Here is an 18273-nt window from a genome sequence, read left to right as displayed (position 1 = left end):
TCGTGCTGCGGCGGCCCGAAGATCGTCGGACCCGGCCGGTAGCGTGAGGGCATGTCGTTCCCTGGGGAGAAGCCGTTCCGCTTCGGCGTGAACCTCGTGCTGCCGGGCACTCGCGAGGAGTGGGTGGCCAAGTGCCGTCGCGTGGAAGAGCTCGGTTACGACGTGCTGAGCGTGGCCGACCACCTCGGCATGGCGCCGCCGTTCCCGGCGCTCGTGCTCGCCGGCGCGGTCACGGAGCGGGTGCGGCTGAACACTTTTGTCCTCAACGCGCCGTTCTACACCCCGGCGCTGCTCGCGCGTGACGTCGCGGGCACCGACCAGTTCGTGTCCGGGCGGCTCGAGCTGGGGCTCGGCGCGGGCTACGTGAAGGCGGAGTTCGAGGCCGCCGGCCTGGGCTTCCCGTCCGGGCGGGAGCGCGTCGACCACCTCGAACGCACCGTGAAGGAGCTGCGCCGGCTGTACGCGGACCCGGCGTACGAACCCCGGCCGGTTTCGGGCGTGCCGCCGCTCATGATCGGCGGCCGCGGCAACCGGATGCTGACGCTGGCGGCGGAGCACGCCGACGTCATCGCGTTCACCGGTACCGCCCGCGTGCCCGACGGTGCGCTGCTCGCGCCCGCTTCGCCGGACGAGATCTTCGAACGCACGCGCTTCGCCGCGGGCTTGGTCGGTGACCGGTCCGTGGAGTTCAACCTGCTGTGCCACTTCGTGAACGTGACCGATGACCGCTCGCGCGGGCTGGCCGAGCTGCACGAGCTGGTTCAGGGCGCCCTTTCCGTCGACGAACTGGCCGCGGCCCCGACGGCGTTGATCGGCACCCCGGCGGAGATCGCCGAGCAGCTCGTGGCCCACCGGACGCGGTTCGGCATCTCGTACTACACGATCCTGGAGTCCAACTTGGAAGCGCTGGCCCCCGTCGTCGAACTCCTCCGCGGCCGATGATCGACGCGCGCGGCCTCGGCGTCAAAGCCGGCGACCTGTGGCTGCTGGACGACCTCGACTTCTCCGTCGACCCGGGCGAGTGCGCCGTGCTGGTCGGCCCGAACGGCGTCGGCAAGTCCACCCTGCTCCGTTGCCTCTACGGCATGCAGGAACCCCAGCGCGGCCGCGTCCGCATCGACGGCGACAAGCCCGACGAGCGCAGCGTCGCCTTCCGCCGCAAGGTGTCCGTGCTCTTCGACGACTCCGACTTCTTCGCCGAACTCACGCCGGTGCAGCACCTGGAGCTGCTGGCCGGCTCCTTCGACGAGGACCTCGGCGACTTCGAACAGCTGCTCGCCGACGCCGGCCTCGCGGACCGCGCGCGCGTCACCGCCGGCCACTTCTCCGCCGGCCAGCGCCGTCGGCTGCTGCTGCTCGGCGTCACGGCCCGCCCGCACAAGGTCCTGCTCCTCGACGAACCCGAACGCGCCCTCGACACCGCGGGCAAGGACTGGCTCGTCGACCTCATCGCCCGCTCCACGTCCGCCGGGGCCGCCGTCGTGGTCGCCACGCACCACCCCCCGCTCCTCGACGCGGCCGACAGCGTCCTCGAACTGTGGTGACCCGCCGTCCGGCCGCGGGCCGGCTTTCCCTTCGCCGCACCGGTTTTCGGCCGGTGGGCGGCTGGGAGGTCGCGCCGTGGTGACCCTCGCCGTGCGCCAGCGCGTGCCCGGGCGCAAGCGCTTCGGCGGCATCTTCAGCGGCGACAGCGCCACCTTCGTGCTCATCTTCGGCGTCGGGTTCCTCTTCACCGCGTTCTTCCGCACCGACGCGTGGCACCGGGTCCTCTTCGGACCGTCCCCTGTGGACTACCCGGCGGTGCTGGGCCTCACCACGCTGTGCTGCGCGGTCGGCTGGCGCGGCCTGCTTCGGCGCGGTTTCGTGTGGGCCGAACCCGCGGAACTCACGTGGATGGACTACGCCCGCGTCGACCGGCGGCGGGTGGTCGCGGCGCGGTTGGCCGGCGGCCTGACCGGGTTCGTGGTGGTCGTCGGGTACCTGGCGGGGCTGATGCTCGCCGTGGGCGGCAGTTCGCTGGACCTGTGGCGCGCGGCGCTCGCCCTGGTCGCGAGCAGCGCCGTCCTCGTGTTCACCACCGCGCGGCGCACGACCTTGCGCGTCGACGCCGCCGGGCCTCTGCTGCTGGCCGTCCTCGGGGTCGCGATCGCGGCCGCGCGCCTCGACCCGCGGGCCGTGCAGTACGCGGGCGGCGGCATCCTGCTGGGCGCGGTGGCGCTGTCGTTCGGCGGTGAGCCGGCGACCCGCGCCGGTCGCGCGGTACTGCTCGACGGCTGGAACGCGCGGGTCCTGCGGTCGGTCGCCGTCACGTTCCTCGACCCGATGATGATGCTGCCGGAAGCCGCGCCGTCGGGTTCGTGGTCGCTTCGCCGGCCGACGCCGCTGCGGCTGGCCGTCGCGGGCGTCGCCGGGCGCTCGCGTTACGCGGGCATGCTGCTGCTCGTCGCGCTCGCCGTGGCGGTGGGGCACGTCGCCGTGCCGACGCTGCCGGGTTCCGTGCTCGTCGGCCTGGGCGGGTACGTCGCGCTCACCCCGTTCGGCGCGGGACTCGGTGTGCTGTGGCGAAACCCGGGCCGCCGCCGGTGGCTCGGCTCGGCGGACTCCGAACTCGTGCTCGCCCACGGCGTGGTGCTCACCGGCGTCGCAGTCGTCTGGTCCGCGCTGCTCGCGGCCGCGCTCGCCGCCCTCGGCACGTCGGTTTCCGCGCTGTCGTGGGTGACCGTCGCACTCGCGGTGCTGTCCGTGTTGCGCACGGTCACGCGCAAACCCGTCGACTACAGCAGCGCCGGGTTCGTCGACACCCCGGCCGGTCCGCTGCCGGCGAACCTGGCCCGCCAGCTCTTCCGGGGCCCGGACCTGCTCGTGCTCGGCATCCTGGCCCTCTCGTTGCTCGGCTGACCGGCTCTGGGCGGGTTAGGCTCCCCCCGACGAGAGGAGCTGATGTGGGCGGTGGGCACGCTCCGGGCACCGGCCGCCGGGCAACCAGCGAATTCCCGCCCGGCTGGAGCGACGAAAAGATCATCTCGGTCATCAAGGACGTCGCCAACGACCCCAGCGAACCCCGCCGCCGGCAGTACAACGGCCGCTGGCGCTGCGTCGGCGAGCGCTACGGCGTCCAAGTGGTCGTCCTCGTCGACCCGGACGGCATGGTCCACACGGGATACCCGGTCGCCGGTCCCGGCGTGGTCCGCAACCCCGACGCCGCGCGCGACCCGGCGAACCCGACCGTGGCCGACCGCTCGGGCAACCGCATCAGCTACTTCTCCGACAGCCTGCTCACCCTGCTGTCGGACCGCCTGCCGCCGGACGACCTCGCCCACTACCGCACCCTGCTGTGGTCCGGCGAGTGGGAAGAACTCGTCGACACCCTCGCGGCCCACATCGCCGTCGGTGAGGTCGCGTTGAACCACGACGAACTGTCGGACTTCGAAAAGCTCCTGAACTCGTTCGACGTCCCGGTGCGCGCGTGCGCGTTCATCAACGATCGCGAGCACATCCTCACGGAGCTGCGCGGCTGATCAGCTGGCCTGCGACAGCTCCCCGGGGAGCTCCCCCGGACGCTGCGGCTCGCACGCGGTCCGCAAAACGTTCAGCGGAACCCCTACCGCGTCCGCGATCGCGGCGACGGTGAAGAACGCCGGCGTCGGAATCCGGCCCGTTTCGATCTTGCGCAGCGTTTCCACGGAAATGCCGGCCTCGGCGGCGACGTCGACCATGCTGCGGCCCGCGCGGGCGGCGCGCAGGGCCAAGCCGAGGCGCTCACCGCGCGAGCGCTCTTCGTCGGTCAACGGGACGCGAACCATGCCCGGCAGTCTAGTCGAAAGTTGTCCACTGCCTGTGGACAACTCTGTGCACAAGGTGTGGACGCCCCGCCGTCCGGCCCTGACCACAACACTTGGGCCCCCTCGGATCCGGTTCCACAGCCCCTAGATCAACACCCGGCAGACCCAGAACGCTCGCACAGCACGGCGTCCACCGGCTTGTCCACAGGCCGAACCCACTCACGGTGACCGGAGAACCACGTGGCGTCCACTGTGGCGTCAAGTGCGGGGGAAACACGCTGCCGGTCTGGTTTGCAAGCCTCTGACCTGCGCGGATCAAATCGATACCGGGTTTGCGTGTCGGTCCGGTTGGGGAAGTTCTAGGGTCATGCGGTCGCGTGTTACGTGAGTGTTAGGTGAGGTCCCGATGTCCGCAAGCAAACAGGACGGGAGGGTGCGCGGGTTCCAGTTCAGTGCTTGGAACCTGTTGCTCATCCTCCCGCTGTTGATCTTGGTTACGCCGTTGTTCAATTCCGACGGTCCCCGACTCTTCGGAATGCCGTTCTTCTACTGGTTCCAGCTCGTGTTCGTCGTCGCCGGCGTGTTGTGCACAGGAATCGTCTACTGGGCGACGCGGAAGAAGCCGACCACCGAAGAGCCCGACCGGCTGGGCGTGGACGACCTCGACGAAGGTGAGGCCCGATGACCATCCAGTGGGTCCAGCTGACGATCTTCATCGTCCTCTTCGCCCTGGTCACCGTTCTCGGCTTCGTCGCTTCGCGGTGGAAGGCCGGTGGATCACTAGACCACCTCGACGAATGGGGCCTCGGCGGCCGCAAGTTCGGCGCGTGGATCACGTGGTTCCTGCTCGGCGGTGATCTGTACACGGCGTACACGTTCGTCGCCGTGCCCGCGCTGGTGTTCAGCGCCGGTGCGCTCGGCATGTACGCGCTGCCGTACACGATCGTCGTCTACCCGATCGTCCTGCTGCCGGCGCTGCGCATGTGGTCCGTCAGCCGTTCGCGCGGTTACGTGACGCCGGCCGACTTCGTCCGAGGCCGCTTCGGTTCGCCGACGCTCGCGTTCCTGATCGCGATCACCGGCATCGTCGCGACCATGCCGTACATCGCGCTGCAGCTCGTCGGCCTCGAGGCCGTGCTGCGCACGATGGGTATCAACGGCTCCGGCATCGTCGGGCACCTGCCGCTGCTGGTCGCGTTCCTGATCCTGGCGCTGTACACGTACCAGTCGGGCCTGCGTGCGCCCGCGCTGATCGCGTTCGTCAAGGACATCCTGATCTACATCGTGATCATCGTGGCGATCGTCTACCTGCCCACGAAACTCGGCGGCTGGGACCACATCTTCAACCAGGCGGCCACGAAGCTGAGCACGCCGAGCCCGGCCACCGGCAAGCCCGCGGGGTCGATCCTGCTGACGTCGACCAACCAGCTGCAGTACGCCACGCTGGCCCTCGGTTCGGCGCTGGCGCTGTTCCTGTACCCGCACTCGCTCACGAGCGTGCTCGCCTCGCGCGGCCGCAACGTGATCAAGCGCAACATGGTCGCGCTGCCGGCGTACTCGCTGGTGCTGGGCCTGCTGGCGCTGCTCGGGTACGTCGCGATCAGCGCGGGCGTGAAGCCGCTGACGAACGCCGCCACCGGCAAGGCCGACGGCAACACGATCGTCCCGCTGCTGTTCGACTCGCAGTTCGCGCACTGGTTCGCCGGCATCGCGTTCGCCGCGATCGGCATCGGCGCCCTCGTGCCCGCCGCGATCATGTCGATCGCCGCGGCGAACCTGTGGACGCGCAACATCTACAAGGAGTACATCCGCAAGAACGCCACCCCGCAGCAGGAAGCGAAGCAGGCCAAGCTCGCGTCGCTGATCGTGAAGCTGGGTGCGGTGCTGGTGATCATCCTGATCGACCCGCAGTTCTCCATCGACCTGCAGCTCATCGGCGGCGTGCTGATCCTGCAGACGCTGCCGGCGGTCGCCCTCGCGCTGTACACCCGGTGGCTGCACAAGGCCGGCCTCATCGCCGGCTGGATCGTGGGCATGGGCTGGGGCCTGATCATGCTGTACGGGATCCCCAACCCCGCCAACGGAAAGCTGCACTTCGGCGGTTCGGCGCTGGCGATGGGCAACCTGTCGATCTTCGGCTGGCACCCGTTCGGCGGCACCGGTCTCGCGACCGTGCAGATCTACCCGGGCTTCGTCGCGCTGATCGCGAACGTCGTGGTCGCCGTAGTCGTCTCGGCGATCGCGCACGCCGCGAAGTGGAACTCCGGCACGGACGAAACCGAGCCGGAGGACTACCACGCCGACGAGCACGACAAGGACCTGCGGCCCATCGGGGTGCACTGAGTCCTTAGTCCACAGTGGAAGGCCCCTTCGCCGGCTCCGGCGAGGGGGCCTTCTCCTTGCTGATCATCGCGTTCGACACCACGTACAGCACCACTGCGTTGAGCAGGTGCCACAGGAAGTGCGTGCCGATCGGGAAATCACCGCACACGACGCCGTCGACGGTGCGGAACGCCAGCGACAGCGCGAACACCGAGCCCGCCACGGCGAAGTGCGGCCAGTACGGGTCGCGCGCGTACGCGAGCACGACCGTGAACACCGCGAGCCCCACGAGCGCCGGCAGGTACAGGCCGCCGCCGAGCGCCGCCATGGCGGCCGTCAGCACGACGAACGCGGGCGCCGCGAGCCACGACCACTTCATCCGCACGCCGAGGAACACGTGCGGGAACTTCGCGGCGTAGTAGAGGACGAACACGAGGATGAGCCCGGAGTCCGCGGCGCCGCCCCAGCGCGTCGCGGTCAGGTGGAACACCGTGCTGGCCAGGAACACCAGCCCGACGAGCACCGCCAGCGTCCGTCCGGTGCGCCGGCCCTGCGCCCGCCACCACACGGCCGCGGCGGAGGCGAGGAACGCCAGGTTGGTGACGTCGTTCAGCGGCTCGCCCCACAGCCCGGGCGCGAGGCGCTCGCAGTAACCGTCCACGTACGCGCTCCAGTTCACGTCGCCAGCAAACTCCACCCGGGTGAACGGGCGGTGCCGCGGGTGGCCCGGTTCGCGTTAGCGTGGGCCCATGAGCGACGCGGTGAGCCGGTTCCCGGTGACGGAAGTGGACGACCTGCCCGAAGACCTGCGCGAGCGCGTCGGCGTGATCGCGGAGAAATCCGGCTTCACGCCGAACATCTTCCGGGCGCTGGGCCACCGGCCGGCGGAGCTGCGCGCGTTCCTCGACTACCACGACGCCTTGATGGAGCGCGACGGCGGACTCACGAAGGCGGAGCGCGAGCTGGTGGTGGTCGCGACGTCGGGCGCGAACCACTGCACGTACTGCATCGTCGCGCACGGCGCGATCCTGCGGATCCGCGCGAAGGACCCCGAGCTGTCCGACCAGGTCGCGGCCAACCCGTGGCAGGTGGAACTCGACGAGCGCGGCCGGGCGATCGTCGACCTCGCGCTGGCGCTGGCGCAGGACTCGGCGCTGTTCGGCGAGGCCGACCTCGAAGCGGCGCGCGACGCGGGGCTGACCGAGGACGAGATCTGGGACGTCGGCGCGATCACGGCGCTCTTCGCGATGTCCAACCGGCTCGCGCACCTCACGGCGCTGAAGCCGAACCCGGAGTTCTTCCTGATGGGCCGTCAGAAGCGGTAGAACGGGCTGGGCAGGTCGCGGCTCAGTTCGAAGCGCCTCCGCAGCCACGCGCGCAGCTTGGTGATCGGCTTCGTCCACACCCGCGGCGCCGGGCCGAAGTAGCGCGGATCCTCGTGCGGGGTGAACGCGTCGCCGGTCAGGATCGCCACGTCGTGGCCGCGCGGGCAGTGGCCGGACACGGAGATCACGCCGCGCGTGAGGTTCTCGACCCACTCGACCTCGTCGACGCCCAGCAGCGTGCGGCGATCGCAGACGGCGCAGTAGACGACGAACACCTACAGCTCCATCCGCCAGGTCTCGCCGGTCACGAGCGGGCCGAACGCGTCGGTCGGTTCGGTGCCGGCGAGCTCGAAGCCGGCGCGCCGGTAGATGCCGCGCGCCGCGTCGAGCATCGAGAGCGTCCACAGCTCCAGCCGCCGGTACCCGCGGTGGCGGGCGAACTCGACGCATTCGTGCACGAGCCGTTTGCCGACCCCGTGGCCGCGCGCCGCGGGTTCGAGCAGCAGGAGCCGCAGTTTGGCCGTGTGCTCGTCGTCGCCGGAGGTGCAGAAGACGCTGCCGACGCGTTCGCCGCCGAGTTCGGCGATCCACGCGGCTTGGCGCGGGTCGTCGCGGTGGTCGGCGAATTCGGCGACCACCCGGGCCACGAGTGCTTCGAAGCGTTCGTCGAGGCCGTACTCGCGGGCGTACAGCGTGCCGTGCCGGTGCACGACCCAGCCGAGGTCTCCCGGCCGCGGGGCGCGCAGGACGAGCGTGTGGTCCGGCTCTCGCTCGCCGACGAGCGCCGTGATGGTCCCCATCGCGCCGAGCAGCCGGCGCTGGTCTTCGTCGGGGAAGCGTTCGAGCAGGCCGCCGATCTGGCGGATCGAGCGGCTGTCGAGATCGGCGAACGCGACGCGGCCGGCGTCGGTCAGGCGCACGATCTGGCGACGGGCGTCCGCGCCGCTGCGTTCCCGCAGGAGCAGGCCGCGGCTTTCGAGCCGGCTGAGCAGCCTGCTGGCGTAGCCGGCGTCGAGATCAAGACGTTTGCGCAGGTCACCCACGTGGAGCGCGGGTTGTTGGGCGACTTCGAACAGCACCCGCGCTTCGCTCAGCGAGTACTCGGCGTCGGCCGGTCCTTCGTCGAGGACGCCGATCACCCCGGTGTACAGCCGGTTGAACGCGCGGACGGTCGCGACGCGCTCGGCCAGGTGCAAGTCGTTCATTGACCACCTCAACAAACTCGTTGACGCAGTCAAGCATCGCGCGACAAGCCGCCTGAGGCAAGTGTTTTGTGGAAAACGACAAAAGGTCCAGACATATGGAAACCCCGTGATGCTGCCAGGTCGGGGGTCCGCCAGCATCACGGGGTCGTAGTGGGTATCGATGCCACGTCGCGCGGCGTTACACCCACAGCTCGTTGTGTTCTAGATCACTCCTGTGAGTGACACACTAACTGATTATGGCCGAGTCAGCGCATGAACGGCTGACGCGCCTGCGCGAGGGCGATGAGCTCCTGGCGGACCGTCGAGGTGGCCGCGGTGTCGATCGCCCGGTTCAGTGCTCGGCGAGTGCGAGCCTCGGCGCGACGAGCACGGAGCTTGGCGGCGATGTTGCTCATGGTCTTCTGCATCCCCTTTGAGATCTTCGGTGGCTGTCTCTCTAGTATGCGCCTTTTTTCACGAGGTCGCCAACGAATGTCCGGTGATGTGGCTTACTTGCCGATGAATCATCGGCATAGATCAGGTTCTTGCCGGACAGATTGGGTGTCGCCGGTCACTAATCGGTAACGCGCTAGGACTGTATTTATCTCTCTAGCTCTCGCACTAGATAGTGCTAGGCAGCGTCATAGAGCCGTAGCGAGGGGAAGAGACGGCTCAGTCGCGGCCGAGCAGGTAGTGCCCGAAGTGGGGCACTGTGAAGGCGATCTGCCCGCGTTCGGCGGAGTAGACCAGGCCCTTCTTCATCAGGCTGTCGCGCGCCGGCGACAGCGACGAGGGCTTGCGGCCCAGGTAGACCGCCACGTCGGCGGTGCCGGCGGCCTCGTCGCGGCCCTGCGTCAGCTCGGCCATCGCGACCAGGTACTCGCGTTCGGCGGGCGTCGCGCGCTCGTAGCGCGAGCCGAAGAACCCCACGGCCAGCTCCGACTCCGCCTCGGGCGCCGCGACCTGCACGTCCTTGACCGTGATCGGGTCGGCGGGCGCGGCGTCCCACGCGGCTTTGCCGTAGGCCTGGATGAAGTAGGGGTAGCCGCCGGACGCGTCGAACAGCGCGTCGAGCGCCTCGGGTTCGATGCCGGCTTCCTCGCGTTCGATCGGCGCCATCACGGCGAAGTCGGCGTCCTCGCGGCTGAGCCGGTCGATGCGCGCGTAGCGGAACAGCCGTTCCGAGTACGACTTCGACGCGGACAACACAGCCGGCACGTGCGGCAACCCCGCCCCGACCACCACGAGCGGCGCCCCGGACTGCGACAACTCATGACACGCGGCGCACAACGCCGAAACGTCGTCCACCTGCAGATCCTGGATCTCGTCGATCAGGAGAGCCACGCCGGTCCCCACGTCCGCCGCGAGCTCCGCGACGTCCGTGAACAGCTCCACCAGGTCGATCTCGATGTCCCCGGAATCGGCCCGCCCCTGCGCGGCGGGCGCATCGATGCCGGGCTGCCACCGGTCGCGCATCTTGGCGTCGGCCTTGTTCGCCTTCAGCGCGAACGCCTTGAGCACCCCCAGCACCGCTTCGACCCGGTCCGGCGCCCGGTGCCGCACCGCCAGGTCCCGGATCGCCCGGTGCAACGCCGCGGACAGCGGCCGCCGCAGCTCGGCATCCGGTCGCGCCTCGATCTTCCCCGCGCCCCACCCGTGCCGCACCGCCATGGACCGCAGCTCGCCGAGCAGCACGGTCTTCCCCACGCCCCGCAGCCCGGTCAACACCAGACTCCGCTCCGGCCGCCCCCTCGCGACGCGCTCCAGGACCACCTCGAACGCCCTCAGCTCACGCTCCCGCCCCGCCAACTCGGGCGGCCGCTGCCCAGCCCCGGGCGCGAACGGGTTGCGGATGGGGTCCACTCCGCCACCGTATCGGGCCGTCTAGCGCGTGGCCGATATTCCGTCATAGGTCGCTAGCGCGTGTCGCTGCCTTGCCCTGTCTCCCTCCGGCGCCACGGCGCGACTGGCCCGCTTGCGCCGCCCCGGCGCTCCCCCACGACGAGACCGTCCGCTCCGGCGGGGTCGCACGACCGGACCGCTCGCTCCGCCCTCACGCTCGCCCGCGACGGGACCGTCCGTTCCAGTGGGGTCGCACGACCGGACCGCTCGCTCCGCCCTCACGCTCGCCCGCGACGGGACCGTCCGTTCCAGTGGGGTCGCACGACCGGACCGCTCGCTCCGCCCTCACGCTCGCCCGCGACGGGACCGTCCGTTCCAGTGGGGTCGCACGACCGGACCGCTCGCTCCCCCCTCACGCTCGCCCGCGACTGGACCGTTCGCCCCGCCTGCCACAGCACGACTGGCCCACTCGCGCATGGTGGCCCGCACACGGGACCGCTCGCCTCGACCGGCTGCCGAGGCTCGCCCACTCGCGCGCGGCGATTCGCACGAAGGGACCGTTCACGCCGGCCAGGCCGGCATGACCTGACCGCTCGCGCATGGCGTGCCGCGCGATGGGACCGTTCGCGCCGACCAGGCCGCGACGACTGGCCCAGTCATGCGTGGCGGGTCGCACGACTGGGCCCCTCGCACGCTTCGGTCGCATGGAGAGGACCGTTCGCTCCGCCTGGCGGTACCGGCCCAATCGCATGCGGTGGGCCGCGCGATGGGACGTTCGGGCCGGTCGGGCTGTCACGAGGGGACCGTTCGTGCATGGCGGGCGCGCGATGGGACCGTTCGAGCCGGACAAGCCGGGGCGACTGAACCGCTCGCGTGCGGCGGGTGGCGTGATGGGACCCTTCGCGCCACCCGCCCGGTTGGCGCGACTGGGCCACTGTGCGCAACTGGCAACGCGAAAGGACATTCGCTAGGCGCTGGCGCACGACTGGACCACTCGTCCGTTGCGGTCGAATAAAGGGACCAGTCGCTCAGGCTGGCGCGAATGGACCGTTCGCGTGCGGCGGGATGCGACGGGACTGCTCGCGCCGGCGGGATCGCACGATGGGGCCGCTCGTGCGCGGCGAGTCGCAGGAAGGGACCCTTCGCGCCGGTTGGTCGACACGAAGGGGCCACTCGCGTCCGACTACCAGCGCGAAAGGACCGTTCGCTGGGCGAAGGGACCGTTCGCGCAGGCCCGGCAGCTGTGAGTGCGCGGAGCGAACGGACCGTCCACACCGGCCACCCAGCGTGACTGGATCCTTCACGCACAACCACCCAGCCCGAAAAGCCCACTCACCACACCTGCCGAGGGATGGGCGGGTCTGCAGCCCCGGCCATCCCCACCCCCAGTGCTCACTCCGACGAAGCACTATTCCGCGAGGTTCCCCTCCGCGTAGATCTCCATCGCATCCCGCATGAACTCAGCGGTGCCGTCGCCGAAAGCGGAGTCGTAACCGCCATACCGAGGGTCATCGACGTACAACTGCCCCAGTCCCACGAAGTACGCCCGCGACACCGTCTTCACCGCCGGCCGCAGCCAGGCGTGGAGCCGGGCCGCGATTGCCTGGACGGGGGCCGAGTCCGGGGCCAGCCCGGCGGCCCGCGCGGCACCGAAGGCCGCCGCGATCGACGCTTGCTCAGCCTGGTGCGCCTGCTTCTCCGAGGCTGACAGCGAACGCCACCACCGGTCCCCGTGCTGGTACGCCGAAGCGCCCCAGCGCGACGTGACCTCCTCCGCATACGCGAAGCCGTCGAACACTTCTTCTGCCACGAGTGGTTCACCTCCTTCCAGTTTTCTCAGCGTGGTCCGGACGGAGTCGATCTGCCGTCCGATCCGGTCGCGCTCCTGGTGCAGCAGCGTGAGGTGCTCGGACAGCGCGGCGACGTTGTCGCGTGAACCGTCGAGCACCGAGGCGATCGCGGGCAGCGGGAGGCCCAGCGAGCGCAGCAGCAGGATCCGCTGCAGCCGGACGAGGGCGTCCGAGTCGTAGTAGCGGTAGCCGTTGCTGCCGACGCGGCTGGGCGCGAGCAGCCCGATCGCGTCGTAGTGGCGCAGTGTCCGGCTGGTCGTGCCCGCTGCTCGGGCGATGTCCTGGATCGACCACACCCGAAAAACGCTAAAGGTTGACGCAGCGTCAAAGTCAAGCTAAAGCCGTCTATCCAAATCTAGTAAAAACACCAGATTGTCCTAGCTACCCCTAGCGCGGTTCGGCGCCGAGCCGAGGGGGAATCCCGGTTGTAGGTTCGACCAGCACGCAAGACCCGCAAGAAAGGCGACGACCGTGATACTGCGCCGGGTGGCCCGTCCACTGCTCGCGTCGATCTTCATCTACGGCGGCATCGGCATGCTCCGCGACACCCAGGGGCACGCGAAGGCGGTCGAGCCGTTCCTCACCGAGACGTTCGACAAGCTCGAGGGCGTCGTCCCCGAGCAGGTGCCGCGCGATCCCGCCACGCTCGTGCGCCTCGACGCCGCCGTGAAGATCGGCGCCGGCCTCGCGCTCGCGTCGGGCAAGGCGCCGCGGCTCGCGGCGCTGGCGCTGCTCGGCACGCTCGTGCCGACGACGGCCGCGTCCCACCGGTTCTGGGACATCAAGGATCCCGGCGAACGGCAGGCCCAGCAGGTGCAGCTGATGAAGAACGCCAGCATCGCGGGCGGCCTGCTGCTCGCCGCGAGTGACACGGCCGGCAAGCCGTCGCTCGGCTGGCGCGCCCGCCGCACCGCGAAGAAGGCCGGCAAGCGCGCGGAGAAGCTGAGCAAGAAGGCCGAAAAGCAGCTGAGCTGACAAGCGGAGGGCCCGCGGGGCCCTCCGCCTCGGCTCACTTCTCCAGGATCGCCGTCACACCCTGGCCACCGGCCGCGCAGATCGAGATCAGCCCGCGCCCGGAACCCTTCTCGTGCAACAGCTTCGCCAGCGTCGCCACGATCCGCCCGCCCGTCGCGGCGAACGGGTGCCCCGCGGCGAGCGACGAGCCGTTCACGTTCAGCTTCGCCCGGTCGATCGAGCCCAGCGGCGCGTCGAGCCCCAGCTTCTCCTTGGCGAACGCGGGGTCCTCCCACGCCTTCAACGTCGCCAGCACCTGCGACGCGAACGCCTCGTGGATTTCGTAGAAGTCGAAGTCCGGCAAGGAAAGTCCCGCGCGCTCGAGCATCCGCGGCACCGCGTACGCGGGCGCCATCAGCAGGCCCTCGTCGCCGTGCACGTAGTCGACGGCCGCCGTCTGCGAGAACGTCAGGTAAGCCTGCACCGGCAGCTTGTGCGCCTTGGCCCATTCGTCGGTCGCGAGCAGCACGGTCGACGCGCCGTCGGTGAGCGGCGTCGAATTGCCGGCGGTCATGGTGCCGTCGGCGCCGCCGTACACGGGCTTGAGCTTGGCCAGCTTCTCGACCGTCGAATCCGGCCGCAGGTTCTGGTCCCTGGTCAGCTTGAGGAACGGCGTCACCAGGTCGTCGAAGAACCCGCTGTCGTACGCGGCGGCGAGGTGCTGGTGGCTGGCGGCGGCGAGTTCGTCCTGCGCTTCCCGCGTGATGTCCCAGATCTTCGCCGTGAGCGCCGCGTGCTCGCCCATCGACAGCCCGGTGCGCGGCTCGGCGTTGCGCGGGATCTCCGGCACGATGTGGCCCGGCCGGAGCTTCGCGACGAGCTTGAGCCGGTCGCCCAGCGTCTTCGCCGCGTTGAGCCGCACGAGGATCTGCCGCAGGTCGGCGTTCACGGCCAGCGGTGCGTCACTCGTCGTGTCGACGCCGCCCGCGATGGCCGAGTCGATCTCGCCCAGCGCGATCTTGTGGGCCACGGTGATCACGGCCTGCAGGCCGGTGCCGCACGCCATCTGCACGTCGGACGCGGGCGTCGCCGGCGAGAGGCGGCTGCCGAGCACGCTCTCGCGCGCGAGGTTGAAATCCTTGGAGTGCTTGAGCACGGCGCCCGCGGCGACCTCGCCGATCAGCTCGTCCTGCAGCGAGAAGCGGCTGACGAGCCCGTCGAGCCCGGCGGTGAACATGTCCTGGTTCGACGCCTGCGCGTACGGGCCGTTCGACCGCGCGAAGGGGATGCGGTTGCCGCCGATGATCGCGACCTTGCGCACCGCGGGTTTCCTGGTCGCCATGACGTCCACCTCTCTGAGTCGTCCCTTTCACACTGTAACCTACTAGCGAGTAGGTTAGACTGCGACGTGACGCAGACTGCACGGGAGGCGCGCCATGGCTGACAGGTACCAGCAGTTCACGAAGACCCCGGTCGGGAAGTTCGTGGTGCCGAAGCTCGGCCTGCCCAACCCCGCCACGCTGCGCCGGTACCGCCCCGGACAGCCCGCTCTCGAGGGTCCCGCACTCGTCGGCGCGGCGCCCGGCGGACGGCTCGAGAAGACGCTGAAGAGTCAGCTCGACAGCGCCGGCATCGAAGTCCTCACGGCGCCCGCGGAACGGCACGCCGCGCTCGTCTTCGACGCCACCGGCATCAAGGACCCGGCCGAGCTGCGCGAGCTCCACCGCTTCTTCCACCCGGTGATCCGCAAGGTCGGGTCGTCGGGCCGCGTCGTCGTGTTCGGCACGCCGCCGGAGCTCGTCGAGGGCCGCGAACGGATCGCGCAGCGCGCGCTCGAAGGCTTCGTCCGCTCCGTCGGCAAGGAGCTCAAGCGCGGCGCGACGGCCCAGCTCGTCTACGTGGCCGAAGGCGCCGAAGCCGCGGCCGAATCGACGGTGCGGTTCCTGCTGTCGGCGAAGTCGGCGTTCGTCGACGCGCAGGTGATCCGCGTCGGCACGCACGGCACGACGGCCGAGGCGCCGGCAAACTGGGACAAGCCGTTGGCGGGCAAGGTCGCGCTGGTCACGGGCGCGTCGCGCGGCATCGGCGAGGCCATCGCGGAGACGTTCGCGCGCGACGGCGCCCACGTCGTCGCGCTGGACATCCCGGCGCAGGGCGCGGATCTGTCCACAGTGGCCAATCGCGTCGGCGGTTCGGCGCTGCAGCTGGACATCACGGCGGCCGACGCGCCCGCCAAGCTCGCCGACTACCTGAGCACGCGCCACGGCGGCGTCGACGTCGTCGTGCACAACGCGGGCATCACGCGCGACAAGACGCTCGGCAACATGACCGAGGGCGGCTGGGACGCCGTGCTGACCGTGAACCTCGCCGCCCAGCTCGCGGTGAACGACAAGCTGCTCGCCGACGAGGTGCTGCGCGAAAACGGTCGCATCATCGGCGTTTCGTCGATCGCGGGCATCGCCGGCAACGTCGGCCAGACGAACTACGCGACGTCGAAGGCCGGCGTGATCGGCATGGTCAACGTCGGCGCGCCGCAGCTCGCGGAGTACGGCGGCACGATCAACGCCGTCGCGCCGGGGTTCATCGAGACCAAGATGACCGCCGCCGTGCCGCTGTTCATCCGCGAGGCCGGCCGGCGCCTGTCGAGCCTCGGGCAGGGCGGGCTGCCGGTCGATGTCGCCGAGACGATCGCCTGGTACGCCAACCCCGCGTCGGCCGCGGTGAACGGCAACGTGGTCCGCGTGTGCGGCCAGGCTCTGCTGGGGGCGTGACGATGTCCGTTCGCGAGCTGACCAGCGCGCCCAGCCTGGCGACGCTGTACCCGAAGGCCCTGCTCCGCCGGGGCGGCGGCTCGACGCTGCCGGACGCGGAACTGGTGCGTCCGTCCGTTGTGGTCGATCCCGCGCACGTCGCCGCGTACGCACAGGTCTGCGGCTTCCGCTTCGGCGACGTCCTGCCGGCCACCTACCCGCACCTGCTGGTGTTCGGGCTGCAGATGACGCTGATGACCGAGCCCGGCTTCCCGTTCCCGCTGCTCGGCCTGGTGCACGTCGCGAACTCGATCACGCAGCGGCGGCCGCTGTCGCTGGCCGAGACGTACACCGCGCGTGTGCGGGCGGAGAACCTGCGGCCGCACGAGAAGGGCCGGCAGTTCGACCTGGTGAGCGAGCTGTGGACCGGCACGGAGCTGGTGTGGTCGGAGGTGTCGACGTACCTGCGCCGCGGTGGTTCTTCTTCGCCCGCACGGACTCGGACGGCCTTGGTGCCCCCGACGCCCACCGCCGGGTGGAGCGTCCCGGGCGACATCGGCCGCCGCTACGCCGAGGTGTCGGGCGACCGCAACCCCATCCACCTGCACCCGCTGACGGCCCGCCTGTTCGGCTTCCCGCGCGCCATCGCGCACGGCATGTGGACCAAGGCGCACGCGCTGGCGTCGTTCGAAGGCCGGCTGCCCGACGCGTTCACCGTCGAGGTGCGCTTCAAGCAACCCGTGCTGCTGCCCGCGAAGGCCGCCTTCACGACGTGGCACACCGACGACGGCTGGGCGTTCGAGCTCTGGCACGCCCGCAACCCGAAACCCCACCTGGACGGCGTGGTCTCAGCTCTCTGACGGCCGCCAGACCTCACCTTCGACGAGGTCGTTGAACCCGAGCCACACGAGGTTCATCAGCCACGACGCGAGCACGCCGTCGGAGATCTCGGGGTGGTCCAGCGCCCAATCGGCGAGGGATTCGGCGGCGCCGACCAGCGCGGCGGACAGGCCGGCGCCCGAGAACTCGGCCTGTTCGCCGAGGCCCTTGCGCGTGCCCGCGGACACCACGAGCGCGGCGACGAGCTCGATCGCGCGCCCGCGCATCGCGGTGATCTCGGCGGCGAACGCGCCGCCGACCGTCAGCGCCTGGCGGTGCAGCACCGTCCACGACTCGCGGTACTCGGCGACGAAGCGGTAGAACGAGCGCAGCCCGTGCCAGAGCTGCATGTCCGGCGGCAGGTCGGGCTGCACGCCGGCCTGGATGGCCTCGAGCAGGCGCGTCGCCTCGCGCTGGATGCTCTTGCCGAACAGGTCTTCCTTGGAGCCGAGGTAGGTGTAGATCATCGGCTTCGAGACGCCGGCGACGTCGGAGATCTCGTCCATCGACGCCGAGTGGTAGCCGTGGCGGGAGAACACCTGCACCGCGGCGTCCAGGATCTGCCGCTCGCGCACCGCGCGCGGCAGGCGCCGGGCCCGCTCGGGCGGGCGCTGATCATCGTCGGGCACTCCGACCTCCCTTTCGCCAGCAGGAAACGGTACCTGCCGCCGTGGTCGGCGCGTGCTTGCCCGCTTACCTACTCATGGGTAGCCTTTGCTGGAAGATCACGGAAGGGGCCCCGGAATGGCCGACGGTTCAGCTCTGGCCGGCTTGCGCGGCACCGCGCTGCTCGACGCCCTCGACCGCGTCGACCTGGCCGGCCTCGACGTCAACGCCGTTGCCGACGCCGTCGACCCCCGCGATCTGGGCCGCGACGACTTCCGCCGCCTGCTCGAAACGCTCGTCCGGCTGTCCGCCGAAACCCCGGCCTTCTCCCTGGCCAAGGTGGACCCGACGCGCTTCGCCACGCTGGTCTCGCGCGCGTCGCGGGCGCAGCTGGAAGCGGTGGTCGCGTCGGCGCCGCTGCGCGAGCAGGTCCTCGACGAGATCTTCTCCCGCATGGGCTCGCACCTGCGCGTCGACCGGGCCCGGTCGTTGCACGCGGTCGTGCACTGGCGCCTCACCGGCGGCACCGGCGAGGGCGGCTACGACCGCTACTCGACGGAGATCTCCGGCGGCTCGTGCACGGTGTCCCGCGTCGTCGGCGACGCCCGCCCGCGCGTCACGATCACCCTGGCCCTGGTGGACTTCTTCCGCCTCATCACCCACCAGGCCACACCCGCCGTGCTGTTCGTGACCGGCAAGATCAAGGTCAAGGGCGACCTCGCGTTCGCGGCCGGGCTGATCGGCTACTTCGACCTCCCGAAGCCCGGCTAGGCTCTGGT

Annotated in this window: 20 protein-coding genes; 11 read left to right on the top strand and 9 right to left on the bottom strand. The window is 70.4% G+C overall.

Annotation, left to right across the window (positions count from 1 at the left end; genetic code table 11):
• Positions 1–51: 51 nt before the first annotated feature.
• The 4 genes from ACIA77_RS10580 to ACIA77_RS10565 all read left to right on the top strand — a co-directional run bounded on the left by ACIA77_RS10580 (position 52) and on the right by ACIA77_RS10565 (position 3518).
• Positions 52–942 carry a TIGR03621 family F420-dependent LLM class oxidoreductase gene (locus ACIA77_RS10580; protein ID WP_395885536.1) on the top strand — a complete coding sequence of 297 codons (891 nt, stop codon included), beginning with the start codon at positions 52–54 and terminating at the stop codon, positions 940–942.
• Positions 939–1544: an ATP-binding cassette domain-containing protein gene (locus tag ACIA77_RS10575; protein ID WP_395885535.1), complete on the top strand. Its 606-nt coding sequence runs from the start codon at positions 939–941 to the stop codon at positions 1542–1544. Before ACIA77_RS10580 ends, ACIA77_RS10575 begins: the two co-directional genes overlap by 4 nt.
• A 76-nt stretch (positions 1545–1620) precedes the next feature.
• Positions 1621–2898 carry a DUF6297 family protein gene (locus ACIA77_RS10570; RefSeq protein ID WP_395885534.1) on the top strand — a complete coding sequence of 426 codons (1278 nt, stop codon included), beginning with the start codon at positions 1621–1623 and terminating at the stop codon, positions 2896–2898.
• Between the two features lie 44 nt (positions 2899–2942).
• On the top strand, positions 2943–3518 hold the full coding sequence (locus ACIA77_RS10565) for an EndoU domain-containing protein (RefSeq protein WP_395885533.1): 576 nt from the start codon (positions 2943–2945) through the stop codon (positions 3516–3518).
• On the opposite strand, the gene ACIA77_RS10560 is transcribed toward ACIA77_RS10565, so the two are convergent.
• On the bottom strand, positions 3519–3803 hold the full coding sequence (locus ACIA77_RS10560) for a helix-turn-helix domain-containing protein (protein ID WP_395885532.1): 285 nt from the start codon (positions 3801–3803) through the stop codon (positions 3519–3521). It lies immediately after the preceding gene.
• 385 nt (positions 3804–4188) lie between these two features.
• On the opposite strand from ACIA77_RS10560, the gene ACIA77_RS10555 reads away from it, so the two are divergent.
• Together ACIA77_RS10555 and mctP are read left to right on the top strand one after the other, a co-directional pair.
• Positions 4189–4467 carry a DUF3311 domain-containing protein gene (locus ACIA77_RS10555; protein WP_204092460.1) on the top strand — a complete coding sequence of 93 codons (279 nt, stop codon included), beginning with the start codon at positions 4189–4191 and terminating at the stop codon, positions 4465–4467.
• The gene (mctP, locus tag ACIA77_RS10550; protein WP_395885531.1) at positions 4464–6125 is read left to right on the top strand and encodes a monocarboxylate uptake permease MctP; all 1662 of its coding nucleotides are present in this window, start codon (positions 4464–4466) and stop codon (positions 6123–6125) included. The genes ACIA77_RS10555 and mctP overlap by 4 nt, the downstream gene beginning before the upstream one ends.
• A 4-nt stretch (positions 6126–6129) precedes the next feature.
• On the opposite strand, the gene ACIA77_RS10545 is transcribed toward mctP, so the two are convergent.
• On the bottom strand, positions 6130–6783 hold the full coding sequence (locus ACIA77_RS10545; RefSeq protein ID WP_395885530.1) for a hypothetical protein: 654 nt from the start codon (positions 6781–6783) through the stop codon (positions 6130–6132).
• A 70-nt stretch (positions 6784–6853) separates the two neighbouring features.
• Between ACIA77_RS10545 and ACIA77_RS10540 the strand changes: the two genes are divergently transcribed.
• Positions 6854–7429 (top strand): peroxidase-related enzyme, encoded by a 576-nt coding sequence (locus tag ACIA77_RS10540; RefSeq protein WP_395885529.1) that lies wholly within the window; start codon positions 6854–6856, stop codon positions 7427–7429.
• On the opposite strand, the gene ACIA77_RS10535 is transcribed toward ACIA77_RS10540, so the two are convergent.
• From ACIA77_RS10535 to ACIA77_RS10515, 5 genes are all read right to left on the bottom strand, one after another.
• Entirely contained in the window at positions 7417–7704 is a 288-nt protein-coding gene (locus ACIA77_RS10535; protein WP_395885528.1) for a hypothetical protein, read from the bottom strand. The two genes, ACIA77_RS10540 and ACIA77_RS10535, sit on opposite strands and share 13 nt — an antisense overlap.
• On the bottom strand, positions 7705–8634 hold the full coding sequence (locus tag ACIA77_RS10530; protein WP_395885527.1) for a GNAT family N-acetyltransferase: 930 nt from the start codon (positions 8632–8634) through the stop codon (positions 7705–7707).
• Positions 8635–8879: 245 nt separating this feature from the next.
• A complete protein-coding gene (locus ACIA77_RS10525) occupies positions 8880–9029 on the bottom strand; it encodes a hypothetical protein (RefSeq protein WP_162836041.1) in 150 nt (49 codons plus the stop codon).
• A gap of 256 nt (positions 9030–9285) precedes the next feature.
• Positions 9286–10476, bottom strand: coding sequence for an AAA family ATPase (locus ACIA77_RS10520; RefSeq protein ID WP_395885526.1), 1191 nt, complete (start codon positions 10474–10476; stop codon positions 9286–9288).
• 1387 nt (positions 10477–11863) lie between these two features.
• Positions 11864–12601 carry a MerR family transcriptional regulator gene (locus tag ACIA77_RS10515; RefSeq protein ID WP_395885525.1) on the bottom strand — a complete coding sequence of 246 codons (738 nt, stop codon included), beginning with the start codon at positions 12599–12601 and terminating at the stop codon, positions 11864–11866.
• A gap of 175 nt (positions 12602–12776) precedes the next feature.
• Between ACIA77_RS10515 and ACIA77_RS10510 the strand changes: the two genes are divergently transcribed.
• A complete protein-coding gene (locus ACIA77_RS10510) occupies positions 12777–13280 on the top strand; it encodes a DoxX family protein (protein WP_395885524.1) in 504 nt (167 codons plus the stop codon).
• 34 nt (positions 13281–13314) lie between these two features.
• On the opposite strand, the gene ACIA77_RS10505 is transcribed toward ACIA77_RS10510, so the two are convergent.
• Positions 13315–14601, bottom strand: a complete 1287-nt coding sequence (locus ACIA77_RS10505) for an acetyl-CoA C-acetyltransferase (protein ID WP_395885523.1) — start codon at positions 14599–14601, stop codon at positions 13315–13317.
• A 94-nt stretch (positions 14602–14695) separates the two neighbouring features.
• On the opposite strand from ACIA77_RS10505, the gene ACIA77_RS10500 reads away from it, so the two are divergent.
• Positions 14696–16030 (top strand): 3-oxoacyl-ACP reductase, encoded by a 1335-nt coding sequence (locus tag ACIA77_RS10500; RefSeq protein ID WP_395885522.1) that lies wholly within the window; start codon positions 14696–14698, stop codon positions 16028–16030.
• A gap of 2 nt (positions 16031–16032) precedes the next feature.
• Positions 16033–16869, top strand: coding sequence for a MaoC family dehydratase (locus tag ACIA77_RS10495; RefSeq protein ID WP_395885648.1), 837 nt, complete (start codon positions 16033–16035; stop codon positions 16867–16869).
• On the opposite strand, the gene ACIA77_RS10490 is transcribed toward ACIA77_RS10495, so the two are convergent.
• Positions 16858–17517, bottom strand: coding sequence for a TetR/AcrR family transcriptional regulator (locus ACIA77_RS10490; RefSeq protein WP_395885521.1), 660 nt, complete (start codon positions 17515–17517; stop codon positions 16858–16860). The genes ACIA77_RS10495 and ACIA77_RS10490 overlap by 12 nt on opposite strands.
• A gap of 115 nt (positions 17518–17632) precedes the next feature.
• Between ACIA77_RS10490 and ACIA77_RS10485 the strand changes: the two genes are divergently transcribed.
• Positions 17633–18265: an SCP2 sterol-binding domain-containing protein gene (locus ACIA77_RS10485; protein ID WP_395885520.1), complete on the top strand. Its 633-nt coding sequence runs from the start codon at positions 17633–17635 to the stop codon at positions 18263–18265.
• Positions 18266–18273: the final 8 nt, after the last annotated feature.

Source organism: Amycolatopsis sp. NPDC051903 (assembly GCF_044452505.1).
Classification (GTDB): Bacteria; Actinomycetota; Actinomycetes; order Mycobacteriales; family Pseudonocardiaceae; genus Amycolatopsis.
This window is presented reverse-complemented; position numbering and strand designations above follow the sequence as displayed.

Excerpts from the sequence above, each read along its gene's own strand:
- ACIA77_RS10580 (WP_395885536.1), top strand. The coding sequence starts at position 52 with ATGTCGTTCCCTGGGGAGAAGCCGTTCCGCTTCGGCGTGAACCTCGTG.
- ACIA77_RS10575 (WP_395885535.1), top strand. The coding sequence starts at position 939 with ATGATCGACGCGCGCGGCCTCGGCGTCAAAGCCGGCGACCTGTGGCTG.
- ACIA77_RS10560 (WP_395885532.1), bottom strand. The coding sequence starts at position 3,803 with ATGGTTCGCGTCCCGTTGACCGACGAAGAGCGCTCGCGCGGTGAGCGC.
- ACIA77_RS10555 (WP_204092460.1), top strand. The coding sequence starts at position 4,189 with ATGTCCGCAAGCAAACAGGACGGGAGGGTGCGCGGGTTCCAGTTCAGT.
- mctP (WP_395885531.1), top strand. The coding sequence starts at position 4,464 with ATGACCATCCAGTGGGTCCAGCTGACGATCTTCATCGTCCTCTTCGCC.
- ACIA77_RS10540 (WP_395885529.1), top strand. The coding sequence starts at position 6,854 with ATGAGCGACGCGGTGAGCCGGTTCCCGGTGACGGAAGTGGACGACCTG.
- ACIA77_RS10530 (WP_395885527.1), bottom strand. The coding sequence starts at position 8,634 with ATGAACGACTTGCACCTGGCCGAGCGCGTCGCGACCGTCCGCGCGTTC.
- ACIA77_RS10525 (WP_162836041.1), bottom strand. The coding sequence starts at position 9,029 with ATGAGCAACATCGCCGCCAAGCTCCGTGCTCGTCGCGCCGAGGCTCGC.
- ACIA77_RS10505 (WP_395885523.1), bottom strand. The coding sequence starts at position 14,601 with ATGGCGACCAGGAAACCCGCGGTGCGCAAGGTCGCGATCATCGGCGGC.
- ACIA77_RS10500 (WP_395885522.1), top strand. The coding sequence starts at position 14,696 with ATGGCTGACAGGTACCAGCAGTTCACGAAGACCCCGGTCGGGAAGTTC.
- ACIA77_RS10495 (WP_395885648.1), top strand. The coding sequence starts at position 16,033 with ATGTCCGTTCGCGAGCTGACCAGCGCGCCCAGCCTGGCGACGCTGTAC.
- ACIA77_RS10485 (WP_395885520.1), top strand. The coding sequence starts at position 17,633 with ATGGCCGACGGTTCAGCTCTGGCCGGCTTGCGCGGCACCGCGCTGCTC.